A 15,827-nucleotide genomic window follows, 5' to 3' on the forward strand; every position below is an offset into this window, starting at 1 on the left:
GCAGGTGCGGTCGCACGCCGAGGGTCTCGCTGCCATCGAGCCCGTCACCGACGGGCGGACGGCCTGGCCGGGGCGCTGCGGGCCGTCCCGTCCGACGGCGGACAGGTGCGGCCGCACTCCGAGGGCCTCGCCGTCATCGAGCTAGTCACCGACGGGACGCCGGTTCGGGCGGACGGGCGGCCGGGCCGGGGAGCCGCGGCCCGTCCCCTCCGGCGGCGGACAGGCCCGAACACCGCACCCACAAGCGGCGCTTTAGTCCTCCTGGCGAGGCTGGCGGCACCCCCGACCGGCAGTTGTCCGAGGAGCCCCGGCCATGACGACCCGTATCTCCGGGCAGACGGCGTACGCCACCGAGCTGCGCGGCTGGCTCACCGCCCGGCTCGCGGTCTATCTGGCCCGCCCGGAGAGCTCCATCGACCACGACACCCCGCTCGCCCACTACGGCATGGACTCGGTGTGGGCGCTCAGTCTCTGCGGCGACCTGGAGGAGGAGAAGGACCTGATCGTCGACCCGACCCTGGTGTGGGACCACCCCACGGTCACCGACATCGTCGCCCACCTCGTGCCCCGCCCCGCGCCCGCCCGGGCCGTGGACGGACAGTCACGGCACCCGGGTGAGCCCGCCCCGGCCCGCGGCGGACAGCAATCCGCGCCCGCCCGGGTCCGCGGGCAGGCCCCCGGACACCGGGGCGGCCCGCACGACGCCCGCTGACCCGCGTACTTGGGGCGGAGCGGCAACACCACGCACCACACAGCACCACCGCCCGCCCGGCCCGCGGGGCAGCGGGCGGCCGGTGGCTTCAGGACGGCTTAAGTCACAGTCCGTAGCTTCCGGGCGCACGCCGTGCGGGGCCCGAGCGGGGCCCCTGCGCGGTGCCGGTCAGTCATGAGGGGGAACATGTCGACGGATCTGCAAGCGTTAGGCACGGCGGCCGAACTGGTGGGCCGGGAACTCGATCTGATCGCGGTTCAGGGCAGACTCCAGGACCCGGCCGCCCGCCTGATCACCCTGACCGGGGCCGGCGGAGTGGGCAAGAGCCGGCTGGCCGCCGAGGCCGCCCGCGCCACCGCCGCCCTGTTCCCCGGCGGCATCCACCCGCTGGACCTGCCCGCCTGCGCGGACCTGGAGACGGCCCTCACGCACATCGAGCAGCTCGCGGTCGGTACGGCCGGTGCCAGCGGGCGCACCCTGCTGCTGCTCGACGGCGTCGAGCACGTCGCCGCGCGGCTGGCCCCCGTCCTGGCCGAACACCTCACCGCCGCCCCGGCCCTGACCGTCCTGGCCACCGGCCAGGAGGTGCTGCGCCTCTACGGCGAGCAGGTGGTGCCCGTGCCGCCGCTGCCCACCCCGGGGCCGCTCCTGGCCCCCGACGTCGCCGACGTGCAGGACAACCCGGCCGTGCGGCTCCTCATCTGCTGCGCCCACGAGGCGAACCCCGCCTTCGCGCTCACCGCCGAGAACGTCGAGGCCGTCGTCGACATCTGCAACCTCCTCGAAGGCGTGCCGCTCGTCCTGGAACTCGCCGCCCGCCGCCTGCGCCTGTATCCGGCGCAGGAACTGCGGGCGTGGCTGCGGCGCGGCGGCGACAGCCACCTGCCCGGGCCCGTCGACGTACCGGCGCGCCAGCGCTCCACCCCGGCCATTGCCGAATGGAGCTGCCGCGGCCTGAGCCAGGGACAGCGTGCGCTGCTGGCCCGGCTCGCCCTGTTCCAGCACGGCCTCACCCTCGCCACCGCCGAGAAGGTCTCACCGCTGGACGCGGGGGAGACCGCCGTCGCCCTGGAGGCCCTGCTCGACCGCAACCTGCTCACCCTGGAGGAGAATCCGCGCACCGACAGCCGGCTGACCATGTCGCGCACCCTGCGCGCCTGGGGCCTGACCCTCCTGGACGCGGCGGGCGCCGCCCAGGCCGCCACCGCCCGGCAGGCCCACGCCCGCCACTACCAGAAACTGCTGCACACCCTGGAGGGCCGCTTCCAGGGCTCCGAGCAGCAGCGCTGGCTGCGGGCCGCGGCCGCCGAGCACGCCAACGTCCTGGCCGCCCTGCACCACCTCAAGGACGAACACGAGCGGCGCACCGCCGCCCGGGGCCGGAGTTCCGAACGGGAGCGCCCCGTGGCCCTGCTGGAGCGGGCCGCGCTGGTCTGCGCCAGCCTGTACCCGTGGCTCATCCGCGGCGAACTCACCGAGGGCCTGCGCTGGTTCGACGCCACCGAGCGGGCCCTGCAGGACGAGGGCGCCGAGGACGGCGAGGAGCACGGGGAGCGGCTGCGGGCCCGCGCCCGGCTGTGCGCCGGCGCCGGTGTCCTGGCCGCGGCGCTGGGCGACCACGACGGCGCCGCCCACCGCCACCGCCGGGCCGTCGACATGTACCAGCGGCTGCGCGACCCGGGCCCCGGCGCGCTGGCCTCCGCCCGCCGCGGCTACGCCCTCTTCCGCTGCGGCGACCGGGCCGCGGGGCAGTCCCTGCTGTCCGCCGCCCGCACCACCCTCAATGTGCAGGGCGACACCGCCGGATCCGCCGAAGCGGCCACGGCCCTGGCCGACGTGCTGCTCGCGGGCGGCGAGAGCGAGCCGGCCAGGGCCCTGCTGGAGCGGGCCGAACGCATCCAGCGCCAGCACGGCGCCATCCGCGACCTGGCCCGCACCCGGTCCACCACCGCCCGCCTGCACCTGCACACCGGCGACGAGGCCGCCGCCCGCGCCGCGCTGCGCGAAAGCCTCACCCTGTACGAATCGATCGACGAGCGCACCGAACTGCCCGCCGTCCTGGACCTGTTCGCCCTGCTCCTGGTGCGCACCGCGGGCCAGCCCCAGCGCGCCACCCGCCTGCTGGCCGCCGCCGAGGCACTGCGCTCGCGCACCGGGGCCACCACCACCGGCGCGGACCGCGACCTGCTGCAGGGCACCGTCACCGAGCTGCGCCGCCAGCTGGGCGCCACGCTCTTCACGGCCGCCTGGGCGGAGGGGCTGCGGCTGCGCCCGGCGGCGATGGCCGGCGAGGCGCTGGCCACCGCCGAGCCCGGCCGGGCCGAGGAGCGCACCGAGGCCGGCGCCCTGACCCCCCGCCAGCTGCAGGTCGCGCTGCTGGTCGCGGACGGCCTGACCAACCGGCAGATCGCCCACCAGCTGGACATCGCCGAGTGGACCGTGGTCAACCACGTCCGCCACGTGATGCGCAAACTGGGCTGCAACTCACGGGTCCAGGTCGCCTGGGCCGTCGGCAGGAGGCAGTGATGGCGCACCACCGCACCGAAAACCCCCTGCCCGGCCCACACCCGCACCCGGATCCGCAGCCCGACACCCGCACCCCGCTGGCCCCCCGGCTCGCCGCCCTGCGCCCGCCCGCCGAGACCACCCGCACCTTCTACCGGCAGGGCCACTGGCGCGCCGAGACCGTCCTGCACGACCTGTACCGCGGCGCGGCCCGCCACCCGCACCGCACCGCGATCGTCGCCCACCGCGCCCACCGCCCCGCCCGCAGCCGCATCGTCCGCATCTCCTACGGCCAGCTCGCCGCCCACACCGACCGGTTCGCGCTCGCCCTGGACGCCCTGGGCGTGGGCCCCGCCGACCCGGTCGCCTTCCAGCTGCCCAACCGCTGGGAGACCTGCGCGCTGCTGCTCGCCTGCCTGCGCACCGGCGCCGTGGCCGTCCCGGTCATGCCCGGCTACGGCGCCCATGACCTGGCGGCCGTCCTGGGCGCGGCCCAGCCCCGGCTGTGCGTCGTCCCCGACCAGTGGGAAGGCATCGCCCCGGCACAGATCCTCACCGACCTGGCCCCCCAACTGCCCTGGCTGCGCCACCGGGTGGTACTCGGCGACGCCACCACCGCCGCCGCCGGGGCCGTGGACTTCACCGCGCACTTCCTGCGCACCCCCCACGAGCGCCACCGCTGCGCCGCGCTGCCGCTGCCCCCCGACCTGGCCGACCGGCCCTGCCTGGCCATCACCTCCCTGGGGCTGCACGGCGCCCACCGCATGAGCCTGCACACCCCCAACTCCCTGCACGCGGGCCTTGCACCGGACCCCGGACCGGGCGCCGCCTGCTTCTCCGCGCTGCCCCTGGCCACCCTGCCCGCCCTGCTGCACGCGGTGCTCGGCCCGCTCACCCGGGGCGGCACCGCCGTGCTCCAGGACCGCTGGGACGCCGAGGACGCCCTGGACCTGATGGCCGCCGCCGACGTACGGCAGGCCTGCGCCACGCCCGCCCAGTGGGCCGAGCTCGCCGCCGCCCAGCACCGCCGCCCGCGCGCGCTGCCCGCCCTGCGCCACGCCGTCACCTCCGATGCCGCAGGCACCTCCGCCGCCCTGGCCCAGCAGGTCCACCACCTGCTCGGGGCGCCGCTGCGCCCCACCGCGCCCGGCGGCGCGGCCCGGCCGGGCGCGGCGTCCGCGCCGCTGGCGGTGTGGCGGCGCGAGAGCGGCGCCCTGGCCGCGGCCTGGCAGCCGCCGGGACGGTCCGGCACCGGCGATCCGGCGGACCCGGACGAGGGGGGCCGGCCGCGGGCGGCCGCCGAGGAGATCGGCGGCCTTTTCCTCGTCCCGGTCACCGAGATCGAGGAACGCCTCCTGGCCCACCCCCGGGTCGCCGAGGCCGCCGTGGTGGCCTGCACCGACCCCCAGCACGGCGAACTGGCCTGCGCCGCCGTGGTCCCCGACGGCGACCCGCCCACCCTGCTCGAACTCCGCGACCACCTGCTCGGCCAGGGCGTCCCGCCCGCGCACCTGCCCGCCCGGCTGGAACTCATGGGCGGCCTGCCCCGGGCCGCGACCGGCGAACTGCACCGCAGGCGCCTGCAGGGGGCCTTGGCCCGCCGCCCCACTCGCTCGGCCTGAGACAGAAAAAGCGGCCCTTCCGGTGCATCCCGTCAGGGGGTGCACCGGAAGGGCCGGGGCCGGGCACGGTCAGCGGCGGCCCGCGGCCACCGGGCCGGACGGCTGCCGCGACAGCGCGGCGGCCGCCGGGCGCCACACCGCGGCCGCCAGCAGCAGGGCGAACGCGCCGACGGCCGCGACGACCCGCACCAGGTGCGCGTTCTGCCAGTCGTCGCGCACGTCCGCCCAGTCCGCGGGCGGCGCCGCCACGTTCCAGTCGTTCTGGTCGCCGTTGATCGGCAGATTGATGGTCAGCGTCACCACCAGGACCACCAGCATCAGCGCGAGCGCCGCCACCGGCAGCCACAGCGCCGGGCCCCGCGAGCGCCGGACGGCGACGATCAGCAGGACGGTGGCCAGGATCGCCGGGATCAGGGTGGCCGAGGCCAGGGTGTCCAGGGAATCCAGCTCGACCTGCCGCACCTGCGCGTACACCTTGCCGTCGTAGGCGCGCAGCGAGTTCTCCAGGACGAGGACGGCGACGAGGAATCCGGCGAAGATCCCCACGAAGATCAGGCCCGCGAAGCGCGCGGCGGTGGCCAGGGGGCTGTGTGTCATTCCAACTCCTTGCAGGGGGCGGCGGGTTCGGCGGCGGTGTCGGTCAGGGAGGCGGCCACGGCACGGCCCACCACGGCCGTGAACTCCTCGGCGGACCAGGGCCAGCCGCCCGGCGCCACCTGGGTGAACGTGGCCCGCTGGAAACAGGCGCCGAGCAGCAGCGCACCGGCCGCCCGCACATCCGCGTCGGCCCGGATGCGCCCGCGCCCGCGCAGCGCCCGCAGGTGCCCGACCACCGCCTCCAGCAGCTCGTCGGGGGCCGCGGCGGTGCCGTAGGGCAGCGGGCGCAGCCCGGCCAGCAGCGCGTGGTCGGCGAACAGCGCGCCGATCAGCGGCACGGACTGCTCGTAGTACCACAGCAGTTGGCGCACCAGACGGACACAGCACGCCTCGGCGTCCTCGTCGCGCACCGGGCCCGCAAGGAGCGGGCCCGCCGCCGGCAGCCGCTCGCGCAGCAGCGCGCCGAGCAGCTCGCCCTTGCCGCTGAAGTGCTTGTACAGGGCGGCCTCGGAGCACTCCGCGTCGGCGGCGATGGCCTTCGTGGTGGCCCCGGCCAGCCCCCGCTCGCGCAGCAGGTGCTCCGTGGCGTCCAGAAGACGGGCACGGGTGGAGTAGCCGCGTACCGAAGTGGACATTCACTCACCCTTCCGCGAGCGGGCACCGGCCGGCCGGTGCCCGGGTGGTGCCGTCAGCCGGCCGTCTTGGCGGCCGGCGCCTGGCCGGACTGCCACACCAGGTCGAACACGAACCGGCGGATGCGCCAGCCGCGTTCGGTGCGCACGGTGCGGGCCTCCAGGTGCCCGCCGATGTCGAAGTGCCCGGCCGGCTCGTCGCCGTCCGGCACGTGCACGGCCATCAGGTGCGAGCGCACCCGGGCGCTGTCCCCGTCCACCTCCACCACGTGGTTGGCGCACAGGTGGTGGGTGCGGGCGAAGGTGGTGCGCGCCATCTCCTGGAACCCGGCCAGCCCCTCGATGCCCCTGAACTCCCCGAAGGGAAAGGTCAGATGCACATCGTGGGTGAACACCGAGTCCAGCCAGCCGTCCTGGGAGCGGTCCCGGTCCAGGTGCATGACGTAGCGGTCACACAACTGGGCCACCTCCAGACGGTCGTTGAGCAGTCGCAGCTGATCGTGCAGCGCCACCACGGTGGCGTCGTCCTCCAGCAGGGACATGGTCGGTCCTTTCTCGTACGGGCGTAAGGCCCGGGAGCGCCGGGCAGGGGGTGCCCCCGGTGATCCAGGGGGTGCGGGGGCGGCTTCAGGCGGCACTGCGGTAGGCGCTGCTGCGCCAGGCGCGCGGCTCGAACGGGGTGGGCTGCGGCCGGTACCAGCGCGCCGGGGCCCGCAGCCGGGGCGCAGGCTGCGCCGGGCGGGCGGCCAGGCGCTGCTGCACCACCGCGATCAGCGCGGCGAGTTCCTCCGGGGTGGGATCGCCCCGGACGATGCGCACCAGCGGTGCGGGCGGGGCCGGGGTCGGGTCCGGGGCCTGGTGCGGGGCCGTGCTCTGGAGCGGGGTCGATGGCATCGCGGTGTCCTCACTGCGGCGGGTTGCCGTGCTTGCGGCGGGTCAGGCCCGCGTCCTTGGCCTCGAGCATGGCCAGGGCGCTGATCAGCACCGCGCGGGTGTCGGCCGGGTCGATGACGTCGTCGACCAGGCCGCGTTCGGCGGCGTAGTAGGGGTGGACGAGCTCGCGCCGGTACTCCTCGATCTTGTGGGCGCGCATCGCCTCGGGGTCCGCCGCGGCGTTGATCTCCCGGCGGAAGACGACGTTGGCGGCGCCCTCGGCGCCCATCACGGCGATCTCGTTGGTGGGCCAGGCCAGCGCGACGTCGGCGCCGATGGAACGCGAGTCCATGACGATGTAGGCGCCGCCGTAGGCCTTGCGCAGCACCACCGAGACCCGCGGCACGGTCGCGTTGCAGTACGCGTACAGCAGCTTGGCGCCGCGCCGGATGATGCCCTCGTGCTCCTGGTCCACGCCCGGCAGGAAGCCGGGCACGTCCACGAGGGTGACCAGGGGGATGTTGAAGGCGTCGCAGAACTGCACGAACCGGGCGCCCTTCTCGCTGGCCCGGATGTCGAGCACCCCGGCCATGGCGGCGGGCTGGTTGGCCAGGATGCCCACCGTGCGGCCGTCGAGCCGGGCGAGCGCACACACCAGGTTGGGCGCCCAGGCGGCGTGCACCTCCAGGTACTCGCCGTCGTCGACGACCTCCTCGATCACCTCGCGGATGTTGTACGAGCGGTTGCCGTCGGCCGGCACCACCTCCAGCAGGGCCGGGCACTGCCGGTCGGCGGGGTCCTCGCCGGTGGCGTGCGGGGGCAGTTCACGGTTGTTGGAGGGCAGCAGTGAGAGCAGGTAGCGGACCTCGGCCAGGCAGGTCTCTTCGTCGTCGTAGGCGAAGTGGCACACCCCGGAGGTCTCGGCGTGCACGTCGGCGCCGCCGAGCCCGTTCTGGGTGATCTCCTCGGCGGTGACCGCCTTGACCACGTCGGGGCCGGTGATGAACATCTGGGAGGTCTCGCGGACCATGAACACGAAGTCGGTGAGGGCGGGCGAGTACGCCGCGCCGCCCGCGCACGGGCCGAGCATCACCGAGATCTGCGGGATGACGCCCGAAGCCTTGGTGTTGCGCTGGAAGATGCCGCCGTATCCGGCGAGCGCCGCCACCCCCTCCTGGATGCGGGCGCCCGCGCCGTCGTTGAGCGAGACCAGCGGGGCTCCGGCCGCGATGGCCATGTCCATGATCTTGTGGATCTTGGTGGCGTGGGCCTCGCCGAGCGCGCCGCCGAAGATCCGGAAGTCGTGCGCGTAGACGAAGACCGTGCGGCCCTCCACCGTGCCCCAGCCGGTGATGACACCGTCCGTGTACGGCTTCTTGGCCTCCAGGCCGAAACCGGTGGCCCGGTGCCGGCGCAGCGCCTCCACCTCCCGGAAACTCCCCTTGTCCAGGAGCAGGCCGATCCGTTCACGGACGGTCAGTTTGCCCTTGGCGTGCTGGCGTTCGGTGGCCGCCGGATCCGGCCCCTGGGCCACCTGTTCCTTGAGCTCCCTCAGGTGCTCGACGGCGTTGTGCGGGCTCTCCATCGCTTCACTCCTCCCGTGCGGGCCGACTCGGTGCTCCCGTTGGGCGTCATCTGGGTGTCATCGCACGGTGACGCCCGCCGCGGCCGCCTCCTGCGGCCGCGCCACCTCCCGGGCGAGCAGCGCCGCCAGCTGCGCGAGGGTGGCCTCGCGCAGCTGGTCGTGCGCCACGGTCCGTACCTGCAGGGCCCTCTCCAGCTGCTGCTTGAGGTGCAGGGCGAGCAGCGAGTCCACGCCCAGGGCGCGCAGCGGCCGGTCGGCCGGGATGCGGTGGGCCGGGGGCACGCCCAGGGCGTGCCCCAGCGTCCGGCACAGCCGGCTCTCCAGGACCTGGGCCCGCACGCCCAGGTCCAGGGCGCGCAGTACGGACCCGTCGTGGGGCAGGGCGAACAGCGAAGAGGGATCGAGGACAGCCATGATCAGGTCGCTTCCGTCGTCGAGAGGCACAGGACTGTGCGGGCCGGGCACGCGCGGGATGCCGGTGGCCGGGGTCAGGCCGCCGCCTGCCGGGGTGCGGGCGCCGCCTCGCGGCGGGCCAGGCACTCCTCCAGGAAGGCCAGGGCCCGCAGGTGGTAGGTGCGGGCGCACCAGCCCAGGCTGATGTTGTGGCCCGCGTCCGTCTGCTGGTCCACCACCAGGCGCCGGACCCCGGTGAAATGGGCGCGCAGCTCGGCCAGGGCCGCCTCGTCGTGGCGCCACCACGCCTCGTGCTCGGCGAAGGTCAGCCGGGTGGGCACCCGCACCCGCGGCGCAAGGCGTGCGAAGGAGGCGGGCCAGCGGCCCGCCTCGGCCCGCTCCAGCGCGGGCATCGGGGCGACCAGGTCCGCGCTGGCCCGGAAGGTGTCCGGCGGATACAGCCGCAGCGCACCCCAGTTGAGCCGCCAGTGCCCGGGCCCGCCCGCCGAGGGCAGCCGGGCCGCGGGCACCGCGAACCGGTGCCCGCAGCCGGAGATGTCCAGGCCCAGCAGCTCCACCGGCAGCGGGGCACCGGCCGCGCACGTCAACGCCAGCTTGCCGCCGAAGGAGTGGGCCAGGACGAACACGCCCGCCCCCACCTCGTGTCCGGCGGCGAACCGGGCCAGCGCGGCGTGCACGGTGCGGGCCTGCCCGGCCAGCGTCCGGCCGTCCGGCAGCGCCCCGGCCGACGCCCCGTAGCCGGGCCGGTCCAGGGCCAGCACCTGAAAGCCGAGCCGGGTGCCCAGGGTGAACAGGGACTGGCCGGGGTGGGCCTGCCCGTCGAAGTAGGCGGCGCTCATCCCGCCGCCGTGCAGCGCCAGCACGGTGGCCCGCGGCGGAGCGCCCTGCACCGTGCCGAGCAGGCCGGACAGGGCAATGCCCGCGGCGTCCAGGGTGATGGCCCGCACGCCCGGGGAGCGGGCCGCGCCGCTCACCGGGACCGCGCGGCGCCGGCCGCCCGCACCCCGCCGCCCCCGGCCGCATCGGCCGCGGGGGTGTGCGGCGCACCGAACCAGCGGTGCAGGGCGGCCTGCAGCGCCTGCGGTGCCTGCGGGTCCCCGGCCCGCTCGGCGACCCAGGCCACATAGCCGTCCGGGCGCACCAGCAGCGCCGCCGCGTCCTGGAGCCCGGCCTCCTGGGCATCGGGCCGCACCCGCGCGGTGACCACCTGCTCCCGCCAGGGCGCCGCCGCCTCGCGCAGCGCGCCGTCCCCGGCCAGGTCGAGCAGCACCCCGCGCGCCGGATGCAGCAGCTCCATGGTGCTGGTGCGGCCCCCCTCGCCGTGCAGGGCGCGCGGCGGAAGGCGCCGCCCCAGCAGCCGGTGGCCGCCCGCCATCGTGTCGTAGCGGATGTCGACGCCGCTGACCAGCCCGGCGAGGTGGCGCTTGACGTCGTCGTAGCGGATGAGCTCGGCGAACAGGGCGCGCAGCGGGTCCATTTCGGGACCGCCGACGAAGAGCATGCCCTGCGCCTGGGTGTTCATCAGCAGCCGCGCACCGGCCGCGTGCCGCTCGGCGTGGTAGGTGTCCAGCAGCCCCCGCGGCGCCGTCCCGCGCGCCACGGCGGCCAGCTTCCAGCCCAGGTTGGCGGCGTCCTGCACGCCGGTGCTCAACCCCTGGCCGCCGGCCGGCAGATGGATGTGCGCGGCGTCCCCGGCCAGCAGGACCCGCCCGCGCCGGTACTCGGTGACCTGCCGCGTCGCGTCGGTGAACGAGCTGACCCAGTGGGCCGTGCCGTGGCTGATGTCCTCCCCGGTGATCCGCCGCCAGGCCGCGGCGACCTCGGCGAAGGACACCGTCCGCTCCCGCTCGTGGTCCGGGGCCCGGTCCGGCACCACGATGATGCGGTCCACCCCCTCGCCCAGCGGCGCGGCCATCACCATGCCGTGCTCCATGCGCTCGCCCAGGAACCGCGGCCGCAGCCCGCACCCGGCCACATCGGCCAGATACATGGTGCGGGTGGCACCGGTGCCGGGAAAGGAGAACCCGGCGGCCCGGCGCACCGCGCTGCTGCCGCCGCCGCAGCCCACCAGATAGGGGGCGCTCAGCCGCTGCACCCCCCGCGGCGTGGCCACCGCGATCTCCACGCGGTCGGGGTGCTCCTCCAGTTCGAGGAACTCCCAGCCGCGCCGCAGATCGGCGCCCAGGGAGATCACCCACCGCTCCAGGACCTCCTCGGTGTGCGACTGCGGGATGCCGCGCGCACCGAAGTGGGCGTCCTCAAGGACGGTGTAGTCGAACTGCACGCCGCCGAAGTGCCCCAGCGGCGCCACCTCCAGGCCCTCGAAGTGCGCCAGCAGCCCGCGCTGGTCGAACACCTCCATGGCGCGGGCGGTGAAGCCCAGCCCGCGGGACTGCCCGGTGGGCTGGGCCAGGCGCTCCACCACCAGCACGCGCGCCCCGCCCAGGCGCAGTTCTCCGGCGAGCATCAGCCCGGTCGGACCCGCCCCGACCACGATCACGTCCGCGTCCATGCTGGACCTTCCTTCCAATCCGGTGGCCGACTCCTTCAGGGACATCAGCCGAAGAGCTGCGCAATGTGCTGCGGGGCCTGGGTCCTGCCCCACTCCACGGCCTGCCCCAGCAGCTCGGGGGTGGCCTCGAAACAGCGGGTGGCCGGGTCGCCGAGCGCGAACGGCGCGGGCAGGAACTCCGCCTCCCGCACCCGGGCGAAGATGCGCCGCGCCGCCTCGGCCGGCGCCACCTCGCCCGCCTCGACGGCCTGGCAGGTGGTGCGGGTGAAGGTGAGCAGCGCCCGGATGTCCTCGCCCACCGGGGCGGGCAGACCGGGCGTGGTGGTCTGCTCCAGGTCCCGCAGGATCTGCTCGTCCCGCCCGGCCATGAAGCGGCGGTAGGCCCGCTCGACCGTCATCGTGGGCAGGATGCTCGTCGACTCCCACACCCGCAGCACCGCGTTCCACAGGTCGTAGTGGCCAAAGCCCACGAACGAGCTGTAGACCAGATCGTCGTGGACGTCGTACAGGCCCTGCTGGAGCCGGTCGATGTAGGCGAACCGCTCGGTGGACCAGTCGCCGTCCCCGGCGGCCTCGATCAGCCGCCAGGCCAGGGAGTTGACCACCTCGAGGGTGTTGGTCAGCCCGCGCGAGTACAGCGCGTCGGTGAACCCCGCGGCATGCGCGGTCAGGCAGTAGCGCTCGCCGACGGTGTGCGTGGAGGAGTACTGCAGCCGCCCGGTGCTCACCCACGGGCGGACCGTGCGGGCGCCGGTGAACTGCTCGGCGATCTGCGGGAAGCGCGCCAGGAACGCCTCGAACTCCTGCTGCGGCTCCAACGCGCCCTTGGGATGGGCCCGTTCGTCCAGGGTGAGCCCCACACTGCACAGCGGGCTGAGCGCCCCCTCGTGGTTGTCGAAGGGGATCACCCACAGCCAGCCGCCGTCGAAGACGTGGTGCAGGGTGCCGTGGTGCCAGGGGCTGGGCTGCTTGTGCCCCGCCGCCGAGGGCGCCTGGTCATAGGGCGTGACGCCGACCATGTGCGTGAACATCGAACGTGAATGGTGGCGGGCCCGCGTCGGCTCCTCGCGCAGCGCGAACTTCTCCGCGACGGGCGAGCGGAAGCCCCCGCAGTCCACCAGGTAGCGGGCCCGGTGCTCACGGCCCTTGTCGCAGCGCAGCAGCACCCCCTCGGGCCCCGTCTCGATGTCGGCGATCCGGGTGCCCAGCAGCGGCGTGGCCCCGTAGCGCACCGCCAGATGGAACAGGAACGCGTCGGTGTCCTGCCGGAACAGATGGCTCTCGGTGCGCTGCCACTCGGGCACCACCAGCTGGTTGATCTCCTCGGGGTCCTGGTCCTGTCCCTCGCGGTGGTAGACGAAGCCGAAGTTCTGCTTGCGCCCCGACAGCGGGGAGATCTTGTCCTGGATGCCGCGGAAGGAGGCCAGCGCCTCGATCTCCGGCACCCGGTAGCGCTCGGCGACGATCCGGGTCATGGCCGAGGTGTAGGGGATCGTCGACTCGCCCACCGCGAACCGCGGATGGACACCGGCGTCGATCAGCAGCACCTTCACACCGTTGCGGGCCAGGACCGCGCCCAGCATGCCGCCCGCCATGCCCGCGCCCAAAATGGCCACGTCATAGAGGTCGTCCGGTCGGTCGGTCGGGTTCATGAGTCACTCTCCGAAAACAGCGGGGGACAGGGCGGGGGAGCGGTCGTCGGCCGCACCGGGCACCGGCCGCGGCGCACCGAACCAGCAGGTGAGCGCCTCGCGCAGGGAGGCCGTCGAGCCCGGCCGCACCCAGGCGACGTGTCCGTCGGGGCGCACCAGCAGCGCGTCGACGCCGTGCAGGGCGCCCTGGACGCCGTCGGCGCACCGCGCCGCCACACAGACCACCCGCTCCGGCCAGGCCGCGGCCTCCTCGTGCAGGGCGGCGGCCGCCGGGCCCAGGGTGAGCAGCACGCCCCGCCCCGCGCGCAGCAACTGCGCGCTGGAGCGCACCTCGTGGCCCACCGCGAGGCGGGCGTGCGGCAGCCGGGCGCCCAGCAGCGGATGCTCCCCGGGCCCCATGGCATGCCGGACGTCGACGCCGGAGATCATCCCCGCCAGGTGGCGGCGCACGTCCTCCTGCTGCAGCAACTCCTCCATCAGCGCGCGCAGACTGGCCGCCTCGGCGCCGCCGAGCAGCAGCCGCGCCTGGGTGCGGATGTTGTCAAGGACTCGTCGGCCCACCGGGTGCCGCTCGTCGTGATAGCTGTCCAGCAGCGTGTCCGGCGCCGTTCCGCGGGCCACCGCGGCCAGCTTCCAGCCGAGGTTGACCGCGTCCTGCAGGCCCAGGTTGAGGGCCTGTCCGCCGATGGGCATCTGCTGGTGCGCGGCGTCCCCCGCGTACAGCACCCGGCCCTGCCGGTAGCGCGCCACCTGCCGGCAGGCGTCGCCGAAGGCATTGACCCACAGCGGGGTGCCGGTGCTGATGTCCTCGCCGGTGACCCGCTGCCACACCTGGCACACCTCGGCGAACCCGGGCTCCCCGGTGCGGGCCGGGGCCGGGACGCCGAACGCGTGGACCATCACCCGGGTCACGCCGTCGGGGCGCCGGGCCGCGATCGCCAGGCCGCCCGGCAGCCGCTCGAAGCGCCGGTCGGGGATGTCCAGACCGGCGACGTCGGCGCGCAGCAGTTCACGCTCGGCGTCCTGGCCGGGGAAGTCGGCGCCCAGCAGGCGGCGCACCGTGGAGTCCTGGCCGTCGCAGGCCACCAGGTAGCGGGCGCGGACCCGCACCGGACCGCCGGGACCGGCGGCCACCACCTCCACGCCCAGGGCACCGGCCCGCACCGCGCGCACCTCGTGCAGGCGCCGCACCCGGGCGCCCAGGGCGCCCGCCCAGTCGCCCAGCAGCTCCTCGGTGCGCATCTGGGGCACCTTCCACTGCCCCGGATGCGCCCCGGGCAGGGTCAGATCCAGCGGCAGCCCGCCGAAGTGCCCGCGCGTCTCGCACGGCGGGGTGCCCAGCGCCCGGAGCAGGCCGCGGCCGTCGAAGATCTCCATGGTGCGGGCGTGCAGCGTCGAGGCCCTCGACTGCGTGGTGGGGCCCTCGCGCCGGTCCAGTACGACCACGTCGGCGCCGCCCAGGCGCAGTTCCGCGGCGAGCATCAGCCCGGCCGGTCCCGCGCCCACGACGACGACATCGCTTTCGAGCCGCTGCACGGTCATGACCGGTGCTGCTCCGCGTAGTCCTTGGCATGGCCCAGCGTGGCGCGGCTGTTGGCGGACAGCGCGCCCTGCACGTACTGGCGGGCATCGGCGACGGTGGCGTCCGCGCCCAGCACACCTGCGATGTTGGCGGTGTTGAGCACCACCGTGTGCTGCGAGGCGGCGGTGGTGGTGCCGTCGGCGTCCTCGGTGAACGTCCAGTAGCCGGTGTGCAGGGTCATCAGGGCGGGCAGTGTGACCTGCTTGTAGGCGATCTTGTGGTGCGGGAAGCAGACCCGGTAGGACTTGGTGGTGTGTACCGAGCCGTCCTTGGCGCGGGTGTCCATCTCCAGGCTCTGCAGTCCCGGGGCGGGTTCCTCGAAGCGCACGGTGGCCACGTGCGGCAGCCGTTCGGGCCAGTGCCCGGCCTCGTTGACGAAGTCGAAGACGTCCTTGGCGGCGCCGTTGACCTGGACACTGTCCTCGAAAGAGAACGTCAGCTCCGCGGCGGCCACCGTGCGTTCCACGTTGTCCTTCAGGGCGGCCAGCTCCGCGCGGGAGTTGCGGTCCACCGCCTCCTCGATCCACTGCAGGTCCGCTGGGTCGTCGTCGATGGCCCGGTAGTCGTGCAGCAGGCGTATGCGGGCGCGGTCGGCGCCGAGGGGTTCCACGATCCAGGTGCCGCCCATCGCGGCGACCGGGGCGGTGGTGACCTCCTGGCGGAAGCCGATCCGCAGGCCCTGGGGGTCCAGGGTGCGGCGCGACGTCCAGTTCTTGGGCTCGCCGTTGGCGGTCGCCCAGATGCGGATGCGCTCCTCGCGCTCGCCCTTTTCCACGTGGTCGACGTGGATGGTGGGCGGGAAGATCTGCGGCCAGTTCTCCACCTGGGAGATCAGCCGGTAGACGGTCCCGGCCGGGGCCGCCACCGTGATCTCGTGCTCGACCTCACGCGTCGTCATGGTCAACTCTCCTTGTCCTGTTGGCTGGTGGGGTCCGGCCCGGGGCGGGTCAGAAGTTGCCGAGTCCGCCGCAGACGTTGAGGGCCTGGGAGGTGATGGAGGCGGCGGTGTCGGAGGCCAGATAGCCGATGAGCCCGGCCACCTCGGCGGGGGTGCTGTAGCGGCCCAGGGGGATCTTGGCCTGGAACTTGGTGAGGATCGCCTCCTCGGTGCTCGCATAGGCGGCCGCATAGCCCTGGCGCA

General features: G+C 74.9%; 15 protein-coding genes. 3 read left to right on the forward strand and 12 right to left on the reverse strand.

Annotation, left to right across the window (positions count from 1 at the left end; genetic code table 11):
• The first annotated feature begins 313 nt into the window (after window positions 1-313).
• From ABZV77_RS42020 to ABZV77_RS42030, 3 genes are all read left to right on the forward strand, one after another.
• A complete protein-coding gene (locus ABZV77_RS42020; RefSeq protein ID WP_356268578.1) occupies window positions 314-712 on the forward strand; it encodes an acyl carrier protein in 399 nt (132 codons plus the stop codon).
• A 186-nt stretch (window positions 713-898) separates the two neighbouring features.
• On the forward strand, window positions 899-3,238 hold the full coding sequence (locus tag ABZV77_RS42025) for a LuxR C-terminal-related transcriptional regulator (protein ID WP_356268580.1): 2,340 nt from the start codon (window positions 899-901) through the stop codon (window positions 3,236-3,238).
• Window positions 3,238-4,839, forward strand: a complete 1,602-nt coding sequence (locus ABZV77_RS42030; protein ID WP_356268582.1) for an AMP-binding protein — start codon at window positions 3,238-3,240, stop codon at window positions 4,837-4,839. The genes ABZV77_RS42025 and ABZV77_RS42030 overlap by 1 nt, the downstream gene beginning before the upstream one ends.
• 69 nt (window positions 4,840-4,908) lie before the next feature.
• Here the strand turns inward: ABZV77_RS42030 and ABZV77_RS42035 are convergent, their stop codons facing one another.
• From ABZV77_RS42035 to ABZV77_RS42090, 12 genes are all read right to left on the reverse strand, one after another.
• On the reverse strand, window positions 4,909-5,436 hold the full coding sequence (locus ABZV77_RS42035) for an anthrone oxygenase family protein (RefSeq protein ID WP_356268584.1): 528 nt from the start codon (window positions 5,434-5,436) through the stop codon (window positions 4,909-4,911).
• On the reverse strand, window positions 5,433-6,071 hold the full coding sequence (locus ABZV77_RS42040) for a TetR/AcrR family transcriptional regulator (protein ID WP_356268585.1): 639 nt from the start codon (window positions 6,069-6,071) through the stop codon (window positions 5,433-5,435). Before ABZV77_RS42040 ends, ABZV77_RS42035 begins: the two co-directional genes overlap by 4 nt.
• 53 nt (window positions 6,072-6,124) lie before the next feature.
• Complete coding sequence (locus ABZV77_RS42045) at window positions 6,125-6,610, reverse strand: nuclear transport factor 2 family protein (RefSeq protein WP_356268587.1); 486 nt, start codon at window positions 6,608-6,610, stop codon at window positions 6,125-6,127.
• Between the two features lie 85 nt (window positions 6,611-6,695).
• Window positions 6,696-6,890, reverse strand: coding sequence for an acyl-CoA carboxylase subunit epsilon (locus ABZV77_RS42050; RefSeq protein ID WP_356268605.1), 195 nt, complete (start codon window positions 6,888-6,890; stop codon window positions 6,696-6,698).
• A gap of 82 nt (window positions 6,891-6,972) precedes the next feature.
• Window positions 6,973-8,526 carry an acyl-CoA carboxylase subunit beta gene (locus ABZV77_RS42055; RefSeq protein WP_356268589.1) on the reverse strand — a complete coding sequence of 518 codons (1,554 nt, stop codon included), beginning with the start codon at window positions 8,524-8,526 and terminating at the stop codon, window positions 6,973-6,975.
• Between the two features lie 57 nt (window positions 8,527-8,583).
• On the reverse strand, window positions 8,584-8,940 hold the full coding sequence (locus ABZV77_RS42060) for an acyl carrier protein (protein WP_356268591.1): 357 nt from the start codon (window positions 8,938-8,940) through the stop codon (window positions 8,584-8,586).
• 74 nt (window positions 8,941-9,014) lie between these two features.
• A complete protein-coding gene (locus ABZV77_RS42065) occupies window positions 9,015-9,887 on the reverse strand; it encodes an alpha/beta fold hydrolase (protein ID WP_356268592.1) in 873 nt (290 codons plus the stop codon).
• Window positions 9,888-9,910: 23 nt separating this feature from the next.
• A complete protein-coding gene (locus ABZV77_RS42070; RefSeq protein WP_356268594.1) occupies window positions 9,911-11,452 on the reverse strand; it encodes an FAD-dependent monooxygenase in 1,542 nt (513 codons plus the stop codon).
• Between the two features lie 44 nt (window positions 11,453-11,496).
• Window positions 11,497-13,104, reverse strand: coding sequence for a tryptophan 7-halogenase (locus tag ABZV77_RS42075; protein ID WP_356268596.1), 1,608 nt, complete (start codon window positions 13,102-13,104; stop codon window positions 11,497-11,499).
• A 3-nt stretch (window positions 13,105-13,107) separates the two neighbouring features.
• Window positions 13,108-14,646 carry an FAD-dependent oxidoreductase gene (locus tag ABZV77_RS42080; protein ID WP_356268597.1) on the reverse strand — a complete coding sequence of 513 codons (1,539 nt, stop codon included), beginning with the start codon at window positions 14,644-14,646 and terminating at the stop codon, window positions 13,108-13,110.
• The gene (locus ABZV77_RS42085) at window positions 14,643-15,584 is read right to left on the reverse strand and encodes an aromatase/cyclase (protein ID WP_356268599.1); all 942 of its coding nucleotides are present in this window, start codon (window positions 15,582-15,584) and stop codon (window positions 14,643-14,645) included. Before ABZV77_RS42085 ends, ABZV77_RS42080 begins: the two co-directional genes overlap by 4 nt.
• A gap of 49 nt (window positions 15,585-15,633) precedes the next feature.
• Window positions 15,634-15,827: SDR family oxidoreductase (locus tag ABZV77_RS42090; RefSeq protein WP_356268601.1), on the reverse strand; the 194-nt coding region annotated here is incomplete at its 5' end.

This window comes from Streptomyces sp. NPDC004732, assembly GCF_040609235.1.
GTDB lineage: Bacteria > Actinomycetota > Actinomycetes > Streptomycetales > Streptomycetaceae > Streptomyces.

Excerpts from the sequence above, each read along its gene's own strand:
- ABZV77_RS42020 (WP_356268578.1), top strand. The coding sequence starts at position 314 with ATGACGACCCGTATCTCCGGGCAGACGGCGTACGCCACCGAGCTGCGC.
- ABZV77_RS42025 (WP_356268580.1), top strand. The coding sequence starts at position 899 with ATGTCGACGGATCTGCAAGCGTTAGGCACGGCGGCCGAACTGGTGGGC.
- ABZV77_RS42030 (WP_356268582.1), top strand. The coding sequence starts at position 3,238 with ATGGCGCACCACCGCACCGAAAACCCCCTGCCCGGCCCACACCCGCAC.
- ABZV77_RS42035 (WP_356268584.1), bottom strand. The coding sequence starts at position 5,436 with ATGACACACAGCCCCCTGGCCACCGCCGCGCGCTTCGCGGGCCTGATC.
- ABZV77_RS42040 (WP_356268585.1), bottom strand. The coding sequence starts at position 6,071 with ATGTCCACTTCGGTACGCGGCTACTCCACCCGTGCCCGTCTTCTGGAC.
- ABZV77_RS42045 (WP_356268587.1), bottom strand. The coding sequence starts at position 6,610 with ATGTCCCTGCTGGAGGACGACGCCACCGTGGTGGCGCTGCACGATCAG.
- ABZV77_RS42055 (WP_356268589.1), bottom strand. The coding sequence starts at position 8,526 with ATGGAGAGCCCGCACAACGCCGTCGAGCACCTGAGGGAGCTCAAGGAA.
- ABZV77_RS42060 (WP_356268591.1), bottom strand. The coding sequence starts at position 8,940 with ATGGCTGTCCTCGATCCCTCTTCGCTGTTCGCCCTGCCCCACGACGGG.
- ABZV77_RS42070 (WP_356268594.1), bottom strand. The coding sequence starts at position 11,452 with ATGGACGCGGACGTGATCGTGGTCGGGGCGGGTCCGACCGGGCTGATG.
- ABZV77_RS42075 (WP_356268596.1), bottom strand. The coding sequence starts at position 13,104 with ATGAACCCGACCGACCGACCGGACGACCTCTATGACGTGGCCATTTTG.
- ABZV77_RS42080 (WP_356268597.1), bottom strand. The coding sequence starts at position 14,646 with ATGACCGTGCAGCGGCTCGAAAGCGATGTCGTCGTCGTGGGCGCGGGA.
- ABZV77_RS42085 (WP_356268599.1), bottom strand. The coding sequence starts at position 15,584 with ATGACGACGCGTGAGGTCGAGCACGAGATCACGGTGGCGGCCCCGGCC.